This window comes from Tateyamaria omphalii (assembly GCF_019802125.1).
GTDB lineage: Bacteria > Pseudomonadota > Alphaproteobacteria > Rhodobacterales > Rhodobacteraceae > Tateyamaria > Tateyamaria omphalii_B.
The window spans coordinates 221,138-237,649 of the sequence record NZ_JAHVHT010000002.1 but is presented as its reverse complement, the minus strand read 5'-3'; the positions used below and the strand labels follow the sequence as shown (position 1 = coordinate 237,649).

Sequence of the window (16,512 nt, the reverse complement as noted above, 5' to 3'; positions counted from 1 at the left end):
TTACTCCACCATGTTCAGGTCGGACAGGATCGCGGGATCAATATCGGCGGCGCCGGATTGATCGATCTGAGCGCCAGCCGTCAGGGATGCCACGTATTCTTCAACCGCCGAGTCACGGACTTCCTGGAGCAACTCTTCGCGCACCGCCTCCAGCGTCGGGGCATCGGGTACGCGGGTTTCGTTCAGAATGATGACGTGCCAGCCGAACTGGGTTTGTACCGGATCGGACACCTCGCCGACCTCCAGCGAAATGACAGCAGATTCGAAACTGGGGACCATCGCACCTGCGCCAAACCAGCCAAGCTGTCCGCCATTGGGTCCAGACGGGCCCGTCGACTTTTCGCGCGCCGTCGCCGCAAAGTCCGCGCCGCCGTCAATCTCTTCCTTGACGGCTTTGGCTTCTTCCTCGGTTTCCACCAGAATGTGAGATGCGTTGTATTCTTCCTGCGGGGTCACGCCCTCGTATTTTGCATCATAGGCGGCTTGGATCGCCTCGTCCGTCAGCTTTTCCTGAAACAGGGTCTCAAGCTCTTCGCCGGCGGTCAGTGACCGGGTCTCGTTCTCGATCTGCAGCTGCGTCCTTTTGGGCAGGTCGCCATCGAAGGATTGCGCCAACAGGGTCTGGTTGATCAGTTGCTCAAGGATACCGCTGAACAGAACGTCATTGGGCAATTGCTGGAACTGCTGGGGCAGCGATGCGCGCGCCACGATCATGTGACCAACCGTGATGTCGGTCCCGTTTACAGTGGCGACAACCGTGTCTGCATCCTGTGCCGTTGCCGGTGTGGCCAGGGCTGCAATCAAACCCAGCGCGGGCAGCGAGAAGAAACGTTTATTCATGTGACAGTCCTTGGGCTCGTGCGCCCCACCCGGGGCGCGCATTGACACGGTTTCACGTGACCCTTACATCGCCCTATGGACGCGGCCTGGGCCGATTTTCGCCCACCGTTATTATGGGCTTGGCGCGCGCCCGGCAAGCAGTTGCTGTATAGACACAAACGATCGGCTGGAGAACGTATGCTCGGTTTCGGAACGCTCACCAAGAAGGTGTTTGGCACCCCCAATGATCGCAAGATCAAGAGCACGCGCCCGCTCGTCGAAAAGGTCAACGCGCTGGAGCCGGAATTCGAGGCCCTGAGCGACGAGGGTCTGAAGGACAAAACGCAGGCCCTGGCCGAACGCGCAATGGGTGGCGAGAGCCTGGATGACCTGCTGCCCGAAGCCTTCGCCAACTGCCGTGAAGCAGCCAAGCGCACCCTCGGGCTGCGCGCGTACGACACGCAGCTTCTGGGCGCGATCTTTCTGCATCAGGGCAACATTGCCGAGCAGAAGACAGGTGAGGGCAAGACTCTGACGGCGGCATTCGCTGCCTATCTGAACGCTCTGTCCGGCAAGGGCGTGCATGTTGTGACCGTGAACGAGTATCTCGTTCAACGTGACGCGGACTGGATGGGCAAGGTCTATGGCGCATTGGGCCTCACGACAGGCGTCGCCATCAACGGCATCGGTGAAGAGAACAAGCGTGCCGCCTATGCCTGCGACATCACCTATGCGACCAACAACGAGCTGGGCTTTGACTATCTGCGCGACAACATGAAGCCATCGATCGAAGAGATGGTACAGCGTGGCCATAACTTCGCCATCGTGGACGAGGTGGACAGCATCCTGATCGACGAGGCGCGAACGCCGCTGGTCATTTCCGGCCCACTGCAAGACCGGTCCGAGATGTATGTCACCATCGATGGGATAATCCCGCTGATTGAAGATGATCACTACACTCTCGACGAAAAGCAGAAAAACGTGACCTTTACCGATGACGGTAACGAGTTCATCGAAGAGCAGCTGCGCGCGCGTGGTCTTATTGAAGAAGGTGCTTCCCTGTACGATCCGGAAAGCACAACCATCGTCCACCACGTGAACCAGGGCCTGCGCGCGCACAAGCTGTTCCAGAAGGACAAGGACTATATTGTCCGCAACGGCGAGGTTGTCCTGATTGATGAATTCACTGGCCGCATGATGACGGGTCGGCGCCTGTCCGATGGCCTTCATCAGGCCATTGAGGCCAAGGAAGGCGTCCAGATCCAACCGGAAAACCAGACCCTGGCGTCGGTCACGTTCCAGAACTACTTCCGTCTTTACGACAAGCTCGCCGGTATGACCGGGACCGCAGCAACCGAGGCTGAGGAATTCCAGACAATCTATGGTCTGGGCGTTGTCGAAGTGCCAACGCACAAGCCGATCGCGCGCCTTGACGAAGACGACCAAGTGTTCCGCACGGGCCAGGAAAAGTACAAAGCCATGATCGACGAGATCAAGGCAGCCCACGAAAAGGGTCAGCCGGTTCTGGTCGGCACCACATCCATCGACAAGTCCGAGATGTTCTCGGAAGCGCTCAAGTCCGAGGGGATTGCCCACAACGTCTTGAACGCGCGCCAGCACGAGCAAGAGGCGCAGATCATCGCAGATGCGGGCAAGCTGGGCGCCGTGACCATCGCGACCAACATGGCCGGGCGTGGCACCGACATTCAGCTTGGCGGCAATGTCGAGATGAAGGTGCTGGAAGCCATCACCGCCGATCCCGAGGCTGACCCGGAAGAGACGCGCAAGCGCATCGAAGCCGAACACGAAGATGAAAAGCAGAAGGTGCTTGCTGCCGGTGGCCTCTTCGTTCTTGCCTCCGAACGGCACGAAAGCCGCCGGATCGACAACCAATTGCGCGGCCGGTCTGGCCGCCAGGGTGATCCGGGGCGTACATCGTTTTACCTGAGCCTCGAAGATGACCTGATGCGGATCTTTGGCTCTGACCGGCTGGACAAAGTGCTCAAGACGCTTGGTCTGGAAGAAGGCGAAGCCATTGTCCACCCTTGGGTGAACAAGTCGCTCGAGCGTGCGCAGGCCAAGGTCGAAGGGCGCAACTTCGACATCCGCAAGCAGCTTCTCAAGTTCGACGACGTGATGAACGACCAGCGCCGCGTGATCTTTTCGCAGCGCCGCGAGATCATGGAAGCCAAGGACCTGTCTGAAATCACCTCTGACATGCGGGACGAAGTGGTTGATGACCTGATCGATCAGTACATGCCGCCCAACAGCTATGCCGATCAGTGGGACACCGAAGGGCTTTATGCCGCTGTTATCGAAAATCTTGGGATCGATGCGCCCGTCATGGAGTGGTGCGAAGAAGAGGGCGTGGACGACGAACAGGTGCGCGAACGCCTGATCGAAGCCAGCGACAAGATGCTGGCGGAGAAGGCCGAAGCCTTTGGCGAAGAGAACATGCGCAGCATCGAAAAGCAGCTGATCCTGCAGGCGATTGATGGCAAGTGGCGCGAACATCTGCTGACGCTGGAACACTTGCGGTCTGTCGTAGGCTTCCGCGGTTACGCGCAGCGCGATCCGCTGAACGAATACAAGAACGAAGCCTTCCAGTTGTTCGAAGGGATGTTGGAAAGCCTGCGCAGTGAAGTCACCAACAAACTGTCCCGTATTCGTCCGCTGACGGACGAAGAACGCGAGCAGATGCTGGCCCAGATGGCTGCGCAGCAACAGCAAGTTGCCGATGCGGCCAAAACGAACGCTCCCCCTGCACCAACGGCAGAAGCCGTTGCCAATGGCTTCGATGAAAATGACCGAGACACATGGGGCAATCCGGGTCGCAACGATCCCTGCCCCTGCGGTTCTGGCAAAAAGTTCAAGCACTGCCACGGGGCTTTTGTCTGATCTGAACGCCGCATTCCTGCCTTAAAGACTCCCCACCCCGGTCATAAGACAGCCCGCTTCGCGTGCCACCTTTGCCATGAACCAATCCGTGGGAAGGGAATGGGACGATGCGATACCTAAAGGAGATCGCAACCGGCGTGGCTACGCTGGCAATTGCGGTCGGCATTGGCTTTGTCATGCAAAGTGGCGAAGCGGCCAAAGAGAGATACGGGGTGGCTGCACGCAATGTGCCAGCCTCGGCAGATGCGGCATTTACCGGCGCCTCCGGTACCGATCTCCTGCTTGAAGTGCAGGAAATTGAACTGACATCTGCGTCGGACCCCGTTGCAGTTCCAGTTCCAGACGCTGACTCGAATGTGCAGCGCGTGTCTGTGCCTGCGACAACAGAGATGCCCGAGGAAAGTGACACCCTGCCGCTGGCTGATGGGTGCGATATTCGTGCAGAGGCTCAGGTTGCTCCCGCGGCAATGGTGACCCTGTCTCTCGCTGCGCCTTGTGCAGCCAACGAGCGGCTGACGGTGCATCACAACGGTATGATGTTTACCGAGACCACAGATGCAACTGGTGAACTTACACTGACCGTTCCGGCGCTTGCCGAACAGGCGGTCTTCATCATGGCGTTTTCGAATGGTGATGGCGCGGTGGCTCAGGCCGACGTGCCTGACGTCGCACAATATGACCGGACAACCCTGCAATGGCGCGGTCGGGCGGGCTTTGAACTGCATGCGCGTGAATTCGGGGCCGAGTATGGCGAGAGCGGTCACGTTTGGTCCGGTGCCTCTCAGAACATCGAAGGGATGATGACGGGAGAGAACGGCTACATCATGCGGCTTGGCGACACGCAATTGTCTGAGCCGTTGATGGCGGAGGTCTACACCTACCCGTCCGGTACATCGGCGAAATCCGGTACCATCGATCTGAGTGTTGAAGCCGAGGTTACCCTGAACAACTGTGGTCTGGAGGTTGAGGCGCAATCGCTCGAGATCATGGCCGATGGCGCGATGAAAACCCAGGACCTGACCCTCGCCGTTCCCGGATGTGACACTGTCGGCAGTTTTCTGGTGTTGAACAATTTGGTCTCAGACCTGAAAGTCGCAAGCAACTGACCGCAGCGACGACAGGCTTGATATGGCTTTGATACGTGCGGCGATTTTCGCCGCACTTTCTTTTTGGGGGATCGCGTGTTTTGCACAGGACGTCACGCTCACTTCGCCGGATGGACAGGTGGAATTGAGCGGCACGCTCTTGGGCTTTGACGGCGAATTCTACCGCATCGAAACCGTCTACGGAGAACTGACCGTCGATGGGTCTGGCGTGCTGTGCGAAGGTCCAGCTTGTCCGAACCTGCAGGACTTCGTGGCCGAGATCAGCGTTTCCGGATCGTCCACGATGGGTGCGGTTTTGATGCCCGCATTGATCGAAGGGTTTGCGCTGCGCAACAATTACACCGCCGCGCGTGACATCGTTGACGCGCGCAATTTCACATACACTTTGTCGGATACGGACAGCGGCAAACCCGTCGCGCGTTTCTACTTTCATGTCTCCACCACGGACGAAGGCTTTGCCGACCTGCTGGCCAACGATGCCGACATCGTTATGGCGCTGCGCGAAATTCGGCCCGATGAACGTCAGCGTGCGCGTGACGCCGGGATGGGAGACATGACGGAAGCCAATCGCAGCCGCGTTCTTGCGCTTGATGCGATGGTGCCGATTGTGTCGCCGTCAAACCCGGTCGACAGGATTTCGCCGCAGGATCTCGCTTCGGTCTTTGCCGGACGCATTGCCAATTGGGTGGATCTTGGCGGTGCGGATGCACCCATCGCCCTGCATCTGCCGGGCGCACGAACCGGACTGGGGCAATCGGTCGAGGATGAGATCATGGGGCCAGCACGATCCACATTTGCTGAAGGCATCGAACGCCATGACCGCGGTCTGGACGTTGTGAATGCGGTGCTGCGTGATCCCTTTGCCATCGGGATTGCCAGCTACGCGGACACTGGCGACGCACGGGCGCTGACCTTGACCGGAGCGTGCGGTTTCTCCCTGTCGGCGGCGCGCGGCACAATCAAGACCGAAGACTATCCGCTGACGGCACCGATGTTCCTGTATCTTCCCGCGCGGCGGTTGCCCAAGATCGGGCGCGAGTTTCTGGCCTTCACCCGCGGTCCATCGGCGCAAGTTGTGATCCGTCGGGCGGGGTTCGTCGATCAGGCACCCGAGGAAGTGTCGATCAATGATCAGGGCTATCGCTTTGCAAACGCGGTGACTTCCGCTGGTCCCGAGGTGTCGTTGGAAGAGTTGCAGCGTATGACCCGGACGCTCTACGGCATGGCGCGTTTGACGACGTCGTTCCGGTTTGAGGCGGGATCGGTTCGATTGGATGCGCAGTCACGATCCAATGTGCAGCAACTGGCGCGTGCGCTTGAGCAGGGGAAGTATGACGCGCGACAGATTTTGCTCGTTGGGTTCAGCGACGGAGACGGGCCCGCCACCGCCAATCGGGACATTGCCCTACGCCGGGCGGAGGCGGTGCGCCGCGCTGTCGAAACAGCCGCTCAGACCGCGAATTTCGAGCGTTTTCAAATGGATGTGGATGCGTTTGGCGAGGCGCTGCCGATGGCCTGTGACGACAGTGCATGGGGACGGCAGGCCAATCGGCGGGTCGAGGTCTGGGTGCGCTAGAGGTACCCTTCCGACTTGAAGCTGAGCTCGCGGCTTTTGCCGACGATCAAGTGGTCGTGGACGGTGATGCCGAGGGCTGAACAGGCCATTTCCATCTTGGCTGTCATGTCGATGTCCGACTGGCTGGGTGTCGGATCACCCGACGGGTGGTTGTGCACAAGAATCAGGGCGGAGGCGTTGAGTTCGAGCGCGCGCTTGGCGACCTCGCGCGGATAGACCGGCACATGGTCGACAGTGCCCTTGGCCTGTTCTTCATCCGCGATCAAAACGTTCTTTCGATCAAGATACAGAACGCGGAATTGCTCGGTTTCGCGGTGGGCCATGGTGGTGTGGCAGTAGTCGATCAAGGCATCCCAACTTGAAATAGCGTTTTTTTTCAAAACTTTGGCGCGTGCCATGCGATGGGCGGCTGCTTCGACGATCTTCAACTCGCAGATCACGGCGTGGCCCACACCTTTGAAGGATTGCAGCCGTTCCACAGGCGCTGTGATCACGCGGTTGAAGTCGCCAAATTCAGCCATCAGGGCATGCGCTAGCGGCTTGACGTCCTGGCGTGGGATGGCCCGGAACAAGACGAGTTCAAGCATTTCGTAGTCAGGCAAAGCCGCAGCGCCGCCTGCCATGAATCGGGTGCGCAGACGCTTGCGGTGATCGGCCATGTAGGATGGGGTTCGGCCCCTTGGCAGCGCGACGGGCTTTGCCTCGTCCAGATCGAAAGGGAGCGGCTTTTCAGAGAAATGGGACATGCCCAAACGTGCCGCGAAGTTGGTTAGCGACAGGTTAATTTCAGCCGCAAAACAGGGTGTCACCCCCCGTGCAGCATGCGTACACCCCCTGTGCACCCCCCATGCACCCCCACCGCGCGGTGAGATGCTGAAACGCGCAACGGATCACGGTGTTCAGCCGTGATTCGAACGCGCGTTCGAAATTGTGGTCTTGATTGGAGTCGGGCACGGTAAGGCGGATCAGGATCCGCCTTACCGAAATTCAGCCCTTCATCGAATCCCAGAAGGATTTGACGCTGGAAAAGAAGCTGGAGGATTCGGGGTTGTTCTCTTCCGAGAGGTCCTCGAACTCGCGCAGCAATTCCTTTTGACGTGCTGTCAGGTTCACCGGTGTTTCGACTGCCAGTTCGATGAACATGTCACCGGCTGCGCCACCGCGCAGGGCGGGCATACCCTTGCTGCGCAGGCGCATCTGGCGGCCCGACTGGGAACCCGCCGGGATTTGCACGCGGCCGCGGCCGCCGTCGATGGTCGGCACCTCGATGCTGCCCCCGAGGGCGGCGGTGCCCATGCTAACCGGGACGCGGCAGAACAGGTTGGTGCCGTCGCGTTCGAACAGCTTGTGGTCGGCCACGTCGATGAAAATGTAGAGATCGCCCGACGGTCCGCCGCGCATCCCGGCCTCGCCCTCGCCAGCAAGGCGAATGCGGGTGCCTGTTTCGACGCCTGCGGGGATGTTTACCGACAAGGCCCGGTCTTTTTCGACGCGACCGGCGCCGGAGCAGACTTTGCACGGGTCTTTGATGATCTGGCCGAGGCCGGAGCATGTGGGGCATGTGCGTTCAACGGTGAAGAAGCCCTGTTGCGCGCGCACTTTGCCCATGCCGGAGCATGTTGGGCAGGTCGTGGGTTCCGAGCCGCCTTCGGCGCCTGTGCCCGAGCAGTTGTCACACTGAACGGAGGTCGGCACGTTGATTGTCTTCTGCATCCCAGCAAAAGCATCTTCGAGCGACACACGCAGGTTGTAGCGCAGGTCGGAGCCGCGCGCGGCGCGTTGGCGTCCGCCGCCACCACCGCGTTGGCCACCCATGAAGTCGCCAAAAAGATCGTCAAACACGTCGGAGAACGCCGAGCCGAAATCGCCCTGACCGCCGCCAAAGCCGCCGCCGGGTCGTCCGCCGCCACCGCCCATGCCGCCCTCGAATGCGGCATGGCCAAAGCGGTCATAGGCAGCCTTCTTGTCGGCGTCCTTGAGCACTTCGTATGCTTCGTTGGCTTCCTTGAACTGCGCCTCGGCATTGGGGTTGTCCGCGTTGCGGTCGGGGTGCAGTTCCTTGGCCTTGCGGCGGTAGCCCTTCTTGATCTCGTCGGCCGAGGCGCCTTTCGAGACGCCAAGCACCTCGTAATAGTCACGTTTTGCCATGGATCATGTCCTTTGCTGGAACGTCTGAGGCCGGCCTAATAGGGGCCGGCCTCGTGATTGGTTCCTCTGAGGCCCAAAATCAGGCGCGTTTGTCGTCGTCGAGATCTTCGAATTCGGCGTCGACGATGTCGTCATCGTCCGCGCGGGGCTCATCCGCAGCCTGCGGCTCGTCTTCGCCATCTTCTTGCGCAGCTTTGTAGATCGCTTCGCCTAGTTTCATGGCCGCTTCGGTCACGTTCTGGATGCCCGACTTGATCTTGTCGGCATTCTCGGTTTCCAGCTCGTCCTTGAGCGCGGCGATGGCGAGTTCGATCGCTTCGACCGTGGTCGGGTCGACCTTGTCCGAATGCTCTTCCAGCGACTTTTCGGTCGAGTGGATGAGACTTTCGGCCTGGTTGGTCGCTTCGACCAGCTCCTTGCGGGCCTTGTCCGCTTCGGCGTTTTCCTCGGCGTCCTTGACCATTTGTTCGATGTCCTCGTCCGAGAGGCCGCCGGAGGCTTGGATCGTGATCTTCTGTTCCTTGCCCGTGCCCTTGTCCATCGCGCCGACAGACACGATGCCGTTGGCGTCGATGTCGAAGGTCACTTCGATCTGGGGCATGCCGCGCGGGGCGGGCGGGATATTTTCAAGGTTGAAGGCACCGAGCAGCTTGTTGTCGGACGCCATCTCACGCTCACCCTGGAAGACCCGGATGGTCACTGCGTTCTGGTTGTCCTCGGCCGTCGAGAAGATCTGCGATTTCTTCGTCGGGATCGTGGTGTTGCGGTCGATCAGGCGGGTGAACACGCCGCCCAGCGTTTCGATCCCCAGCGACAGCGGGGTCACGTCCAAGAGGACAACGTCCTTCACGTCCCCTTGCAGAACACCGGCCTGGATGGCAGCGCCCATGGCAACCACTTCGTCGGGGTTCACACCCTTGTGGGGTTCCTTGCCGAAGAATTTGGTCACTTCCTCGATCACCTTGGGCATGCGGGTCATACCGCCGACCAGCACGACCTCGTCAATGTCGGAGGCGGACAGGCCCGCATCCTTCAGAGCGGCCTGGCACGGCTTCATGGAGGATTTGATCAGGTCACCGACCAGTTGTTCCAGCTTGGCGCGGGTCAGTTTCATGACCATGTGCAGCGGCTGGCCGTTCGAGCCCATCGAGATGAACGGCTGGTTGATTTCGGTCTGGTTGGCCGAGGAGAGTTCGATCTTGGCCTTTTCTGCTGCTTCCTTCAGGCGCTGAAGCGCCATCTTGTCCGCCGTCAGGTCGACCGCGTGTTCCTTTTTGAACTCATCCGCCAGGTAGTTGACGATGCGCATGTCGAAGTCTTCACCACCCAGGAACGTGTCGCCGTTGGTGGATTTCACTTCAAACAGACCTTCGTCGATTTCGAGGATGGTCACGTCAAAGGTACCACCGCCGAGGTCGTAGACCGCGATGGTTTGCGAGTTCTCTTTGTCGAGACCGTAGGCCAGTGCGGCGGCTGTCGGTTCGTTGATGATCCGCAGCACTTCGAGGCCCGCGATCTTACCGGCGTCTTTGGTGGCCTGGCGCTGGGCGTCGTTGAAATAGGCGGGGACGGTGATGACGGCCTGCGTCACGTCTTCGCCGAGATACGACTCAGCTGTCTCTTTCATCTTGCCCAGGATGAAGGCGGAGATCTGGCTGGGCGAGTATTTTTCACCACGCGCCTCGACCCATGCGTCGCCGTTGCCGCCGTCGATCACGGCGAAGGGCAGGTTTTTCTTGTCCTTGGCCAGATCCGCGTCGTCGTTGCGGCGGCCGATCAGGCGCTTTACGCCAAAGATGGTGTTGTCGGGGTTCGTGACCGCTTGCCGTTTGGCGGGCTGGCCGACGAGACGTTCATTTTCTGTGAAAGCGACGATGGACGGGGTTGTCCGCGCGCCTTCCGCGTTTTCGATCACGCGGGGCTGGCTGCCATCCATGATGGCGATGCAGCTGTTGGTGGTTCCAAGGTCAATACCAATGACTTTAGCCATGTTTTTCGATCCCTCATATCAGTTCAAGGCGATGACACGAGGCGGCGACCCGTTTCGGCATCGACGCCACGCATAGGAATGCGCACGATTTCGTGCGCGCTGCGGCGTATATAAGGAGGGGATATAGGCGCTGCAACCATTCTGACAGGGCGTAAAAGTGCAAAATGTGCACATATCGAAGGAGAAGTGTGTGATGCGCGTCACGGTGCGGGGATTCGAGATTTACAAAGGGTATCTGGACCCGGTCGCGCAGGCAGCACTTGTGTCGGACGTACGTCGGGTGGCTGAGGCTGCGCCGATGTTTTCGCCCGAAACCCCCTATGGCAAGCCGATGTCGGTGCGCATGACCTCTGCCGGGTCTGTGGGCTGGTTCGCAGATCGGTCCGGCTATCGTTATGCGCCGCAGCATCCGAGCGGTGTTGCATGGCCTTCGATTCCAGGGGCCGTCCTGTCATTGTGGCGGGATTTGACCAGCCTCGATCGGATGCCGGATTGCTGCCTGATCAACTACTATGGCGAGGGTGCCCGGATGGGGATGCACCAGGACAAGGATGAAGCGGATTTCAAGTGGCCGGTTTTATCCGTGTCGCTGGGCGATGCGGGTCTGTTCCGGATCGGCAACACGACGCGCGGTGGCAAGACGGAGTCCCTGTGGCTGGAAAGTGGCGATGTGGTGGTGATGGGAGGCGATGCCCGCCTGACCTATCACGGCGTGGATCGCATTCGCTTTGGATCATCGTCACTTCTGCCCAAGGGCGGGCGGATCAACCTCACTTGCCGGGTGGTACACGCAGATTTGTAAAAGTTTGACCTCACGTTATTGAACCGTTCAGTTCAATCCATACGTGTGACGGAGTGCGCACCACTCCTGACTTCCCTGCGCGCTTTGACGACATGACGTTCCCAACCACGCGGCACAGGCTTTGCGTGAACAGATGCGTTCGCCCGTGCGGCCACTCAATGACTGGACACATATCGTGACACATTCTCGCAGACTTATCCCTCTGTTCGCCGGTCTCACCAGCCTGGTTGCAGTACCCGCTGTCGCAGACACTGTTTACACGTCCCCCGGTGGCGCAACGTTTACCCCTTATGGTCACCTGAACTTTGGCATCACCTCTTTTGACGATGGGGAGGATGAGACCAGCCAGTTCACGGGCAGTTCAACCTCTACCTCGCGCCTCGGCTTTCGCTTAAGTCAGCAATTCGGTGAAGACGAGCTGACATTCCGGTTCGAGACGTCCATTGGCTTTGCCTCAAGCGATGACTTCAGCCAGACATCCGAGCCAGATGACTTCGATTGGGGCCGGTCAAACCTGCGTCATGTGGACCTGATCTATGAAACGAGCCGGTTCGGCACGTTCTACTTAGGCCAAGGCAGCATGGCGTCCGATGGCATCGGTCAATTTGATTCTTCAGGGACGAGTTTGGCGACTTCTGTTGGTATCGGCGATGTTGCCGGTGGGTTTGAGTTGCGCGACACAACCGGGGCGCTGAGCGGCATCGAAATCGGTGACGCGTTCGACGCGTTTGACGGCACGCGCGCCGGGCGTATTCGCTATGACACGCCGGAATTTAATGGTTTCACATTGTCTATCGCGGCGGGTGAAAACCTTGTGAGAGAAAACAATGATGACGAATTTTACGATATCGCCTTCAGCTATGAAGGAGATATCGGCACAACAGAGGTGTCGGCTGGCATTGGCTATGCCGTGCGTGAACGTCCCGGCAGCGAAGATCGCGAAGACACATTTGGCTCGGTTGCGGTAAAGCTGCAGAGCGGACTGAACTTTGCTTTCTCCACAGGTGATCGGAACACTGGTGGCGACTACATCTATGCCAAGGTCGGATACGAGACGGATTGGTTTGATGTCGGGTCAACCGCGCTGTCGCTGGACTACTTCAGTGGATCGGACGCCGTATCAGATGGGGACGATGCAGAATCATTCGGCATAGGTGTCGTACAGGACTTTGACCGCCAGGATATCGAGGCCTATTTCGGCTACCGCGACTATTCCTACTCGGACACAAGCGGCACCCAGTATCAGGACGCGTCGTCTTACATCATCGGAGCGCGCTGGAGCTTCTGATGTGACAGGTTTTGGAGCGTGCGGCTTTACCGCCGCGCGCCCCAACTGATTGATGCGTGGCGCCGGGTATAGAATTCGCCCATCAGTCCGACCATCACGAGTATCACGCCGACCCACCACGCATATTCCCAGCTGGAGTAGCGTGGATTGTAGTTGATGAACGTATATCCGCGCGATTGATCAATGGCATGAAAGAGCGGGTTCCAATCGAACATCGCCAGCATGAAGCCGGGCAGGGTGTTGGCCACAAACATCTTGCCCGACGCAATCATGTTGGCGCGCTGGTAGATCTGGGTGAAGATCGACACAAAGGTCGGGAACCACGGCTTCAGCGCCAACAACACCAACCCCAACGCGCATCCCGTGAACCACGCAAGCAACAACATGCCGAAGGCGGGAAACGGCTCTTCAATATGAATGGGGGTAAAGGCTACGTGGTAGATGAAGAGGATCATGAACAAGGACAAGACTTGGACGTAGAGCGCACCCAGAGCCGCAGAACAGATCGATACGATCGTATTCATTGGCGCGTGTTGCATCATCGGGCTCGCTGGTCCCTCTGCTCCCACGACGGCGCCAAGGGATTTGGTGTGCGTCATGTAAAGAAAGATGCCGGTCATGATGTATAGCAGGAAGTCACCACGTATCGCAGCGCCGCGCAGGCCTAGAACCGAAAACATCACGTAGAAGGCCAGAACGAAAATCACCATCTGCAGCATGTTCATTGCGATGGCCATGAAGGCATTGTTATGCGCCTTGCGCACTGAACGGACAATCGAGTGATAGATCACCTCGAACATCGCCACAGCGCTGCCCAGGCTGGTCTGCGGTTTGCGCGTTGATTGAAACATGTGCGGTTCTGCCTCGTGCAGTGCGAAAGTCGCAGGGAAATCTTGCCGTTCCGTTACCGCGACACCATAAGGAGCACGCGGGCGGTTTTCAACAAATGCTCGCCAAAGGAGACTATTTGATGACGTATGACGATTTGATCCCGGTGATCCGGAAACTGGCGCTCGAAGCCGGTGACAAGATCATGGAGATTTATGACGCCGATGATTTCGACGTGAAAGTCAAATCCGATGACAGCCCTGTGACCGAAGCGGATGAAGCGGCGGATGCACTGATTTCGGCAGGCCTGCGCGCTGCGTTTCCCGATGTGATGCTGGTGACCGAAGAACAAGCCGCCACCCATGACACCACCGGTACGACGTTCCTCATCGTCGACCCGCTGGATGGGACCAAGGAGTTCGTGCATCGCCGTGGAGATTTCACCGTCAACATCGCGCTTGTCGAAGATGGCGTTCCTACCCGCGGTGTCGTCTATGCCCCTGCGAAGGGCCGCATGTTCTACACTCAAGCCGATGGTCAAACGGTCGAAGAAACGGGCGCGCTGGACAAGGAGACCGTGGGCGAGGTCACACCGCTTTCGGTTGCCGACAGTGACAACAGCGCCTTGATGGTCGTCGCCTCGAAATCGCACCGGGATCAGGCCACCGACGACTACATCAACAAATACGCCGTCAAGGACATGAAAAGCGCTGGCTCATCCCTGAAGTTCTGCCTGGTCGCAACGGGCGAGGCTGATATCTATCCCCGCGTTGGCCGTACAATGGAATGGGATACTGCCGCCGGTCACGCTGTACTCACGGGTGCGGGCGGTAAAGTGGTCCGCTTTGATGATCATAGCCCGCTTGTCTATGGCAAGGACGGGTATGCCAATCCGTTCTTCATTGCCTATGCTCCGGCGGTTGACCTGAAACCGGCCTGATGTCCGTTCTGATTGTCATTCCGGCCCGCTACGCGTCGTCCCGCTATCCGGGCAAGCCGCTTGTGCCTCTGACCGGTGCCTCCGGTCAGGCGCAAACGCTGATCGAACGCAGTTGGCGGGCCGCGATGGCGGTCAGTGGTATCGACAGGGTTGTCGTTGCGACCGACGATGACCGGATCAAGGACGCTTCCGAAGCCTTCGGAGCCGAAGTCGTCATGACATCGGAGGCGTGCCAGAACGGGACAGAGCGCTGCGCGGAGGCACATGCGGCGCTCGGCGGTGGCTATGACATGGTCGTCAACCTGCAGGGCGACGCACCCCTGACGCCCGCCTGGTTCATCGAAGGGTTGGTTGACGGGTTGAAAGCTGCCCCGGAGGCAGAGATTGCAACGCCCGTTTTGCGCTGTGACGGCGCCACATTGCGTGGCTTCCTTGAGGATCGCAAAGCCGGGCGCGTCGGCGGCACGACAGCCGTCTTTGGTGCGTCTGGTCAGGCCCTCTATTTTTCCAAGGAAGTGATTCCCTTCACCAATGAAGTTTATGCCGACGGCGCGGACACGCCCGTTTTCCACCATGTCGGTGTCTACGCTTATCGCCCGCAGGCTCTTGCGGCATATCCGGACTGGTCCGTTGGCCCGCTTGAGACACTTGAAGGGCTCGAACAGCTTCGCTTTCTCGAGAACGGCCGCCAGGTTCTGTGTGTGGAGGTTGCAGCGCGTGGCCGTCAGTTCTGGGAACTGAACAATCCTGCCGATGTGCCCAAGATTGAAGCGATGATGGCGGAGATGGGGGTGGCATGACCCCACCGACGGTCAGTGTTGTGGTGGTGAGCCGCGACCGGCCAGCCGCATTGACATGGTGCCTGAAGGGGCTGTCTCAGCTTCAATATGCCAGTTTCGAAATCGTTGTGATCGCCGATCCGCCCGGTTGTGCTGCCGCCCAGGCAAGCTCGTTTGCCGAGCAGATCAAGCTGGTGGAATTCGACAGACCCAACATATCAGAGGCGCGAAATCTGGGGATCAGTCATGCCGCTGGCGAGATTGTCGCCTTTATCGACGATGACGCCGTGCCGGAGCCCAGTTGGTTGCACCAGCTTGTCAATCCGGTGATCAGGCCGGAAGTCGCAGCCATGGGCGGCTTCGTCCGGGGCCGCAACGGGATTTCTTGGCAATGGCAGGCGCGCACGGTTGATGAACTGGGCGTAGCCGAAGCGGTCGACGTCAGTGCCCACCGTGCCACCGTGCTTGCCCCCAAGGGACAGCGCGCCATCAAGACTGAAGGCACGAACATGGCCGTACGCCGGGACGTGCTGGTTGCGCTTGAAGGCTTTGATCCCGGCTTTGCCTTCTATCTTGACGAAACCGACTTGAACCTGCGCCTGAAACGGGCCGGTCACGCAACAGCGCTGGTCCCGATGGCCGAGGTGCATCACGGATTTGCAGCCAGTCCGAGGCGTCGCGCTGACCGTGTTCCGCGCGATTTGTTCGACATCGGGTCAAGCTGGGCCGTGTTTCAACGCAAATACGTCCAAGAGGCCGAGCGTCGAGATCACTGGCGCAACCTGCGCGAACACGAGCGTAAGCGCATTTTGGATCACATGGTGAGCGGAAGGCTGCTGCCGCGGGACGTTCGTTACCTGATGGGACGCCTGGACCAGGGATATAGCCAAGGCCTGATGCGTCAGCGTGGTGGTGCGCATGTGTCCCGCAGCCCAGTATCGGCATTCAAGCCATTTCCCGCCCAAAAGCGCGTATCGGTCGTGTTGGCAGGACGGATCTGGCAACGTCGTGCCCTGCGCGCCGAAGCTGCCGAACGCGTGCGCAATGGAGAGATCGTAACGCTGTTCCTGTTCTCGCCAACGACGCGCTATCATCACGTCCGGTTCGATCCCGAAGGATACTGGGAACAACGGGGTGGCTTATTTGGTCGCTCTGTGCGAGAAGCGCCTCTGTTTCGAATGTTTACATTTTATGAGCGGGTCGCGGCGGAAACACGCCGGATCGGCAAACAAAGGCTGATTGATTGATGTGTTTGGCGCGTCTAGGCAACACTTGTCAGATGCCGACGGGTCCGTCGAAATTGGACATTCTACGAACGCGGTTTAGTAGTATGAACCG

The 16,512-nt window shown here is 59.2% G+C and carries 13 protein-coding genes; 8 read left to right on the top strand and 5 right to left on the bottom strand.

Features of this window, described 5'->3' with window-relative positions:
• Entirely contained in the window at positions 1–840 is an 840-nt protein-coding gene (locus KUV51_RS10120; RefSeq protein WP_222521514.1) for a peptidylprolyl isomerase, read from the bottom strand.
• Positions 841–1,017: 177 nt separating this feature from the next.
• On the opposite strand from KUV51_RS10120, the gene secA reads away from it, so the two are divergent.
• The 3 genes from secA (at position 1,018) to KUV51_RS10105 (ending at position 6,399) form a co-directional block, all read left to right on the top strand.
• Entirely contained in the window at positions 1,018–3,717 is a 2,700-nt protein-coding gene (gene secA / locus KUV51_RS10115) for a preprotein translocase subunit SecA (RefSeq protein ID WP_222521513.1), read from the top strand.
• A gap of 107 nt (positions 3,718–3,824) precedes the next feature.
• On the top strand, positions 3,825–4,823 hold the full coding sequence (locus KUV51_RS10110) for a hypothetical protein (RefSeq protein ID WP_222521512.1): 999 nt from the start codon (positions 3,825–3,827) through the stop codon (positions 4,821–4,823).
• Between the two features lie 22 nt (positions 4,824–4,845).
• Positions 4,846–6,399 (top strand): phosphate ABC transporter substrate-binding/OmpA family protein, encoded by a 1,554-nt coding sequence (locus tag KUV51_RS10105; RefSeq protein WP_222521511.1) that lies wholly within the window; start codon positions 4,846–4,848, stop codon positions 6,397–6,399.
• On the opposite strand, the gene radC is transcribed toward KUV51_RS10105, so the two are convergent.
• The 3 genes from radC to dnaK form a co-directional block, all read right to left on the bottom strand.
• Entirely contained in the window at positions 6,396–7,145 is a 750-nt protein-coding gene (gene radC, locus KUV51_RS10100; protein ID WP_222521510.1) for a RadC family protein, read from the bottom strand. The two genes, KUV51_RS10105 and radC, sit on opposite strands and share 4 nt — an antisense overlap.
• A 241-nt stretch (positions 7,146–7,386) precedes the next feature.
• Positions 7,387–8,547 carry a molecular chaperone DnaJ gene (gene dnaJ, locus KUV51_RS10095; RefSeq protein WP_222521509.1) on the bottom strand — a complete coding sequence of 387 codons (1,161 nt, stop codon included), beginning with the start codon at positions 8,545–8,547 and terminating at the stop codon, positions 7,387–7,389.
• A gap of 79 nt (positions 8,548–8,626) precedes the next feature.
• The gene (gene dnaK, locus KUV51_RS10090; RefSeq protein ID WP_222521508.1) at positions 8,627–10,537 is read right to left on the bottom strand and encodes a molecular chaperone DnaK; all 1,911 of its coding nucleotides are present in this window, start codon (positions 10,535–10,537) and stop codon (positions 8,627–8,629) included.
• 193 nt (positions 10,538–10,730) lie between these two features.
• Here dnaK and KUV51_RS10085 point away from each other — a divergent pair, with 193 nt between their 5' ends.
• Together KUV51_RS10085 and KUV51_RS10080 are read left to right on the top strand one after the other, a co-directional pair.
• Positions 10,731–11,339: an alpha-ketoglutarate-dependent dioxygenase AlkB family protein gene (locus KUV51_RS10085; protein WP_222521507.1), complete on the top strand. Its 609-nt coding sequence runs from the start codon at positions 10,731–10,733 to the stop codon at positions 11,337–11,339.
• Positions 11,340–11,514: 175 nt separating this feature from the next.
• Positions 11,515–12,627, top strand: a complete 1,113-nt coding sequence (locus tag KUV51_RS10080; protein ID WP_315898813.1) for a porin — start codon at positions 11,515–11,517, stop codon at positions 12,625–12,627.
• 26 nt (positions 12,628–12,653) lie between these two features.
• Here the strand turns inward: KUV51_RS10080 and KUV51_RS10075 are convergent, their stop codons facing one another.
• Positions 12,654–13,478, bottom strand: coding sequence for an ABC transporter permease (locus KUV51_RS10075; RefSeq protein WP_222521505.1), 825 nt, complete (start codon positions 13,476–13,478; stop codon positions 12,654–12,656).
• Positions 13,479–13,597: 119 nt separating this feature from the next.
• Here KUV51_RS10075 and cysQ point away from each other — a divergent pair, with 119 nt between their 5' ends.
• From cysQ to KUV51_RS10060, 3 genes are read left to right on the top strand one after another with little or no spacing between them, the layout of a single operon-like run.
• Positions 13,598–14,395, top strand: a complete 798-nt coding sequence (gene cysQ, locus KUV51_RS10070) for a 3'(2'),5'-bisphosphate nucleotidase CysQ (RefSeq protein WP_222521504.1) — start codon at positions 13,598–13,600, stop codon at positions 14,393–14,395.
• Positions 14,395–15,195, top strand: a complete 801-nt coding sequence (locus tag KUV51_RS10065) for a 3-deoxy-manno-octulosonate cytidylyltransferase (RefSeq protein ID WP_222521503.1) — start codon at positions 14,395–14,397, stop codon at positions 15,193–15,195. The genes cysQ and KUV51_RS10065 overlap by 1 nt, the downstream gene beginning before the upstream one ends.
• Positions 15,192–16,421, top strand: a complete 1,230-nt coding sequence (locus tag KUV51_RS10060) for a glycosyltransferase family 2 protein (RefSeq protein WP_222521502.1) — start codon at positions 15,192–15,194, stop codon at positions 16,419–16,421. Before KUV51_RS10065 ends, KUV51_RS10060 begins: the two co-directional genes overlap by 4 nt.
• Positions 16,422–16,512: the final 91 nt, after the last annotated feature.

Bases quoted from the DNA above. Each gene is read 5' to 3' on its own strand.
- KUV51_RS10120 (WP_222521514.1), bottom strand. From the start codon at position 840: ATGAATAAACGTTTCTTCTCGCTGCCCGCGCTGGGTTTGATTGCAGCC.
- secA (WP_222521513.1), top strand. From the start codon at position 1,018: ATGCTCGGTTTCGGAACGCTCACCAAGAAGGTGTTTGGCACCCCCAAT.
- KUV51_RS10110 (WP_222521512.1), top strand. From the start codon at position 3,825: ATGCGATACCTAAAGGAGATCGCAACCGGCGTGGCTACGCTGGCAATT.
- KUV51_RS10105 (WP_222521511.1), top strand. From the start codon at position 4,846: ATGGCTTTGATACGTGCGGCGATTTTCGCCGCACTTTCTTTTTGGGGG.
- radC (WP_222521510.1), bottom strand. From the start codon at position 7,145: ATGTCCCATTTCTCTGAAAAGCCGCTCCCTTTCGATCTGGACGAGGCA.
- dnaJ (WP_222521509.1), bottom strand. From the start codon at position 8,547: ATGGCAAAACGTGACTATTACGAGGTGCTTGGCGTCTCGAAAGGCGCC.
- dnaK (WP_222521508.1), bottom strand. From the start codon at position 10,537: ATGGCTAAAGTCATTGGTATTGACCTTGGAACCACCAACAGCTGCATC.
- KUV51_RS10085 (WP_222521507.1), top strand. From the start codon at position 10,731: ATGCGCGTCACGGTGCGGGGATTCGAGATTTACAAAGGGTATCTGGAC.
- KUV51_RS10075 (WP_222521505.1), bottom strand. From the start codon at position 13,478: ATGTTTCAATCAACGCGCAAACCGCAGACCAGCCTGGGCAGCGCTGTG.
- cysQ (WP_222521504.1), top strand. From the start codon at position 13,598: ATGACGTATGACGATTTGATCCCGGTGATCCGGAAACTGGCGCTCGAA.
- KUV51_RS10065 (WP_222521503.1), top strand. From the start codon at position 14,395: ATGTCCGTTCTGATTGTCATTCCGGCCCGCTACGCGTCGTCCCGCTAT.
- KUV51_RS10060 (WP_222521502.1), top strand. From the start codon at position 15,192: ATGACCCCACCGACGGTCAGTGTTGTGGTGGTGAGCCGCGACCGGCCA.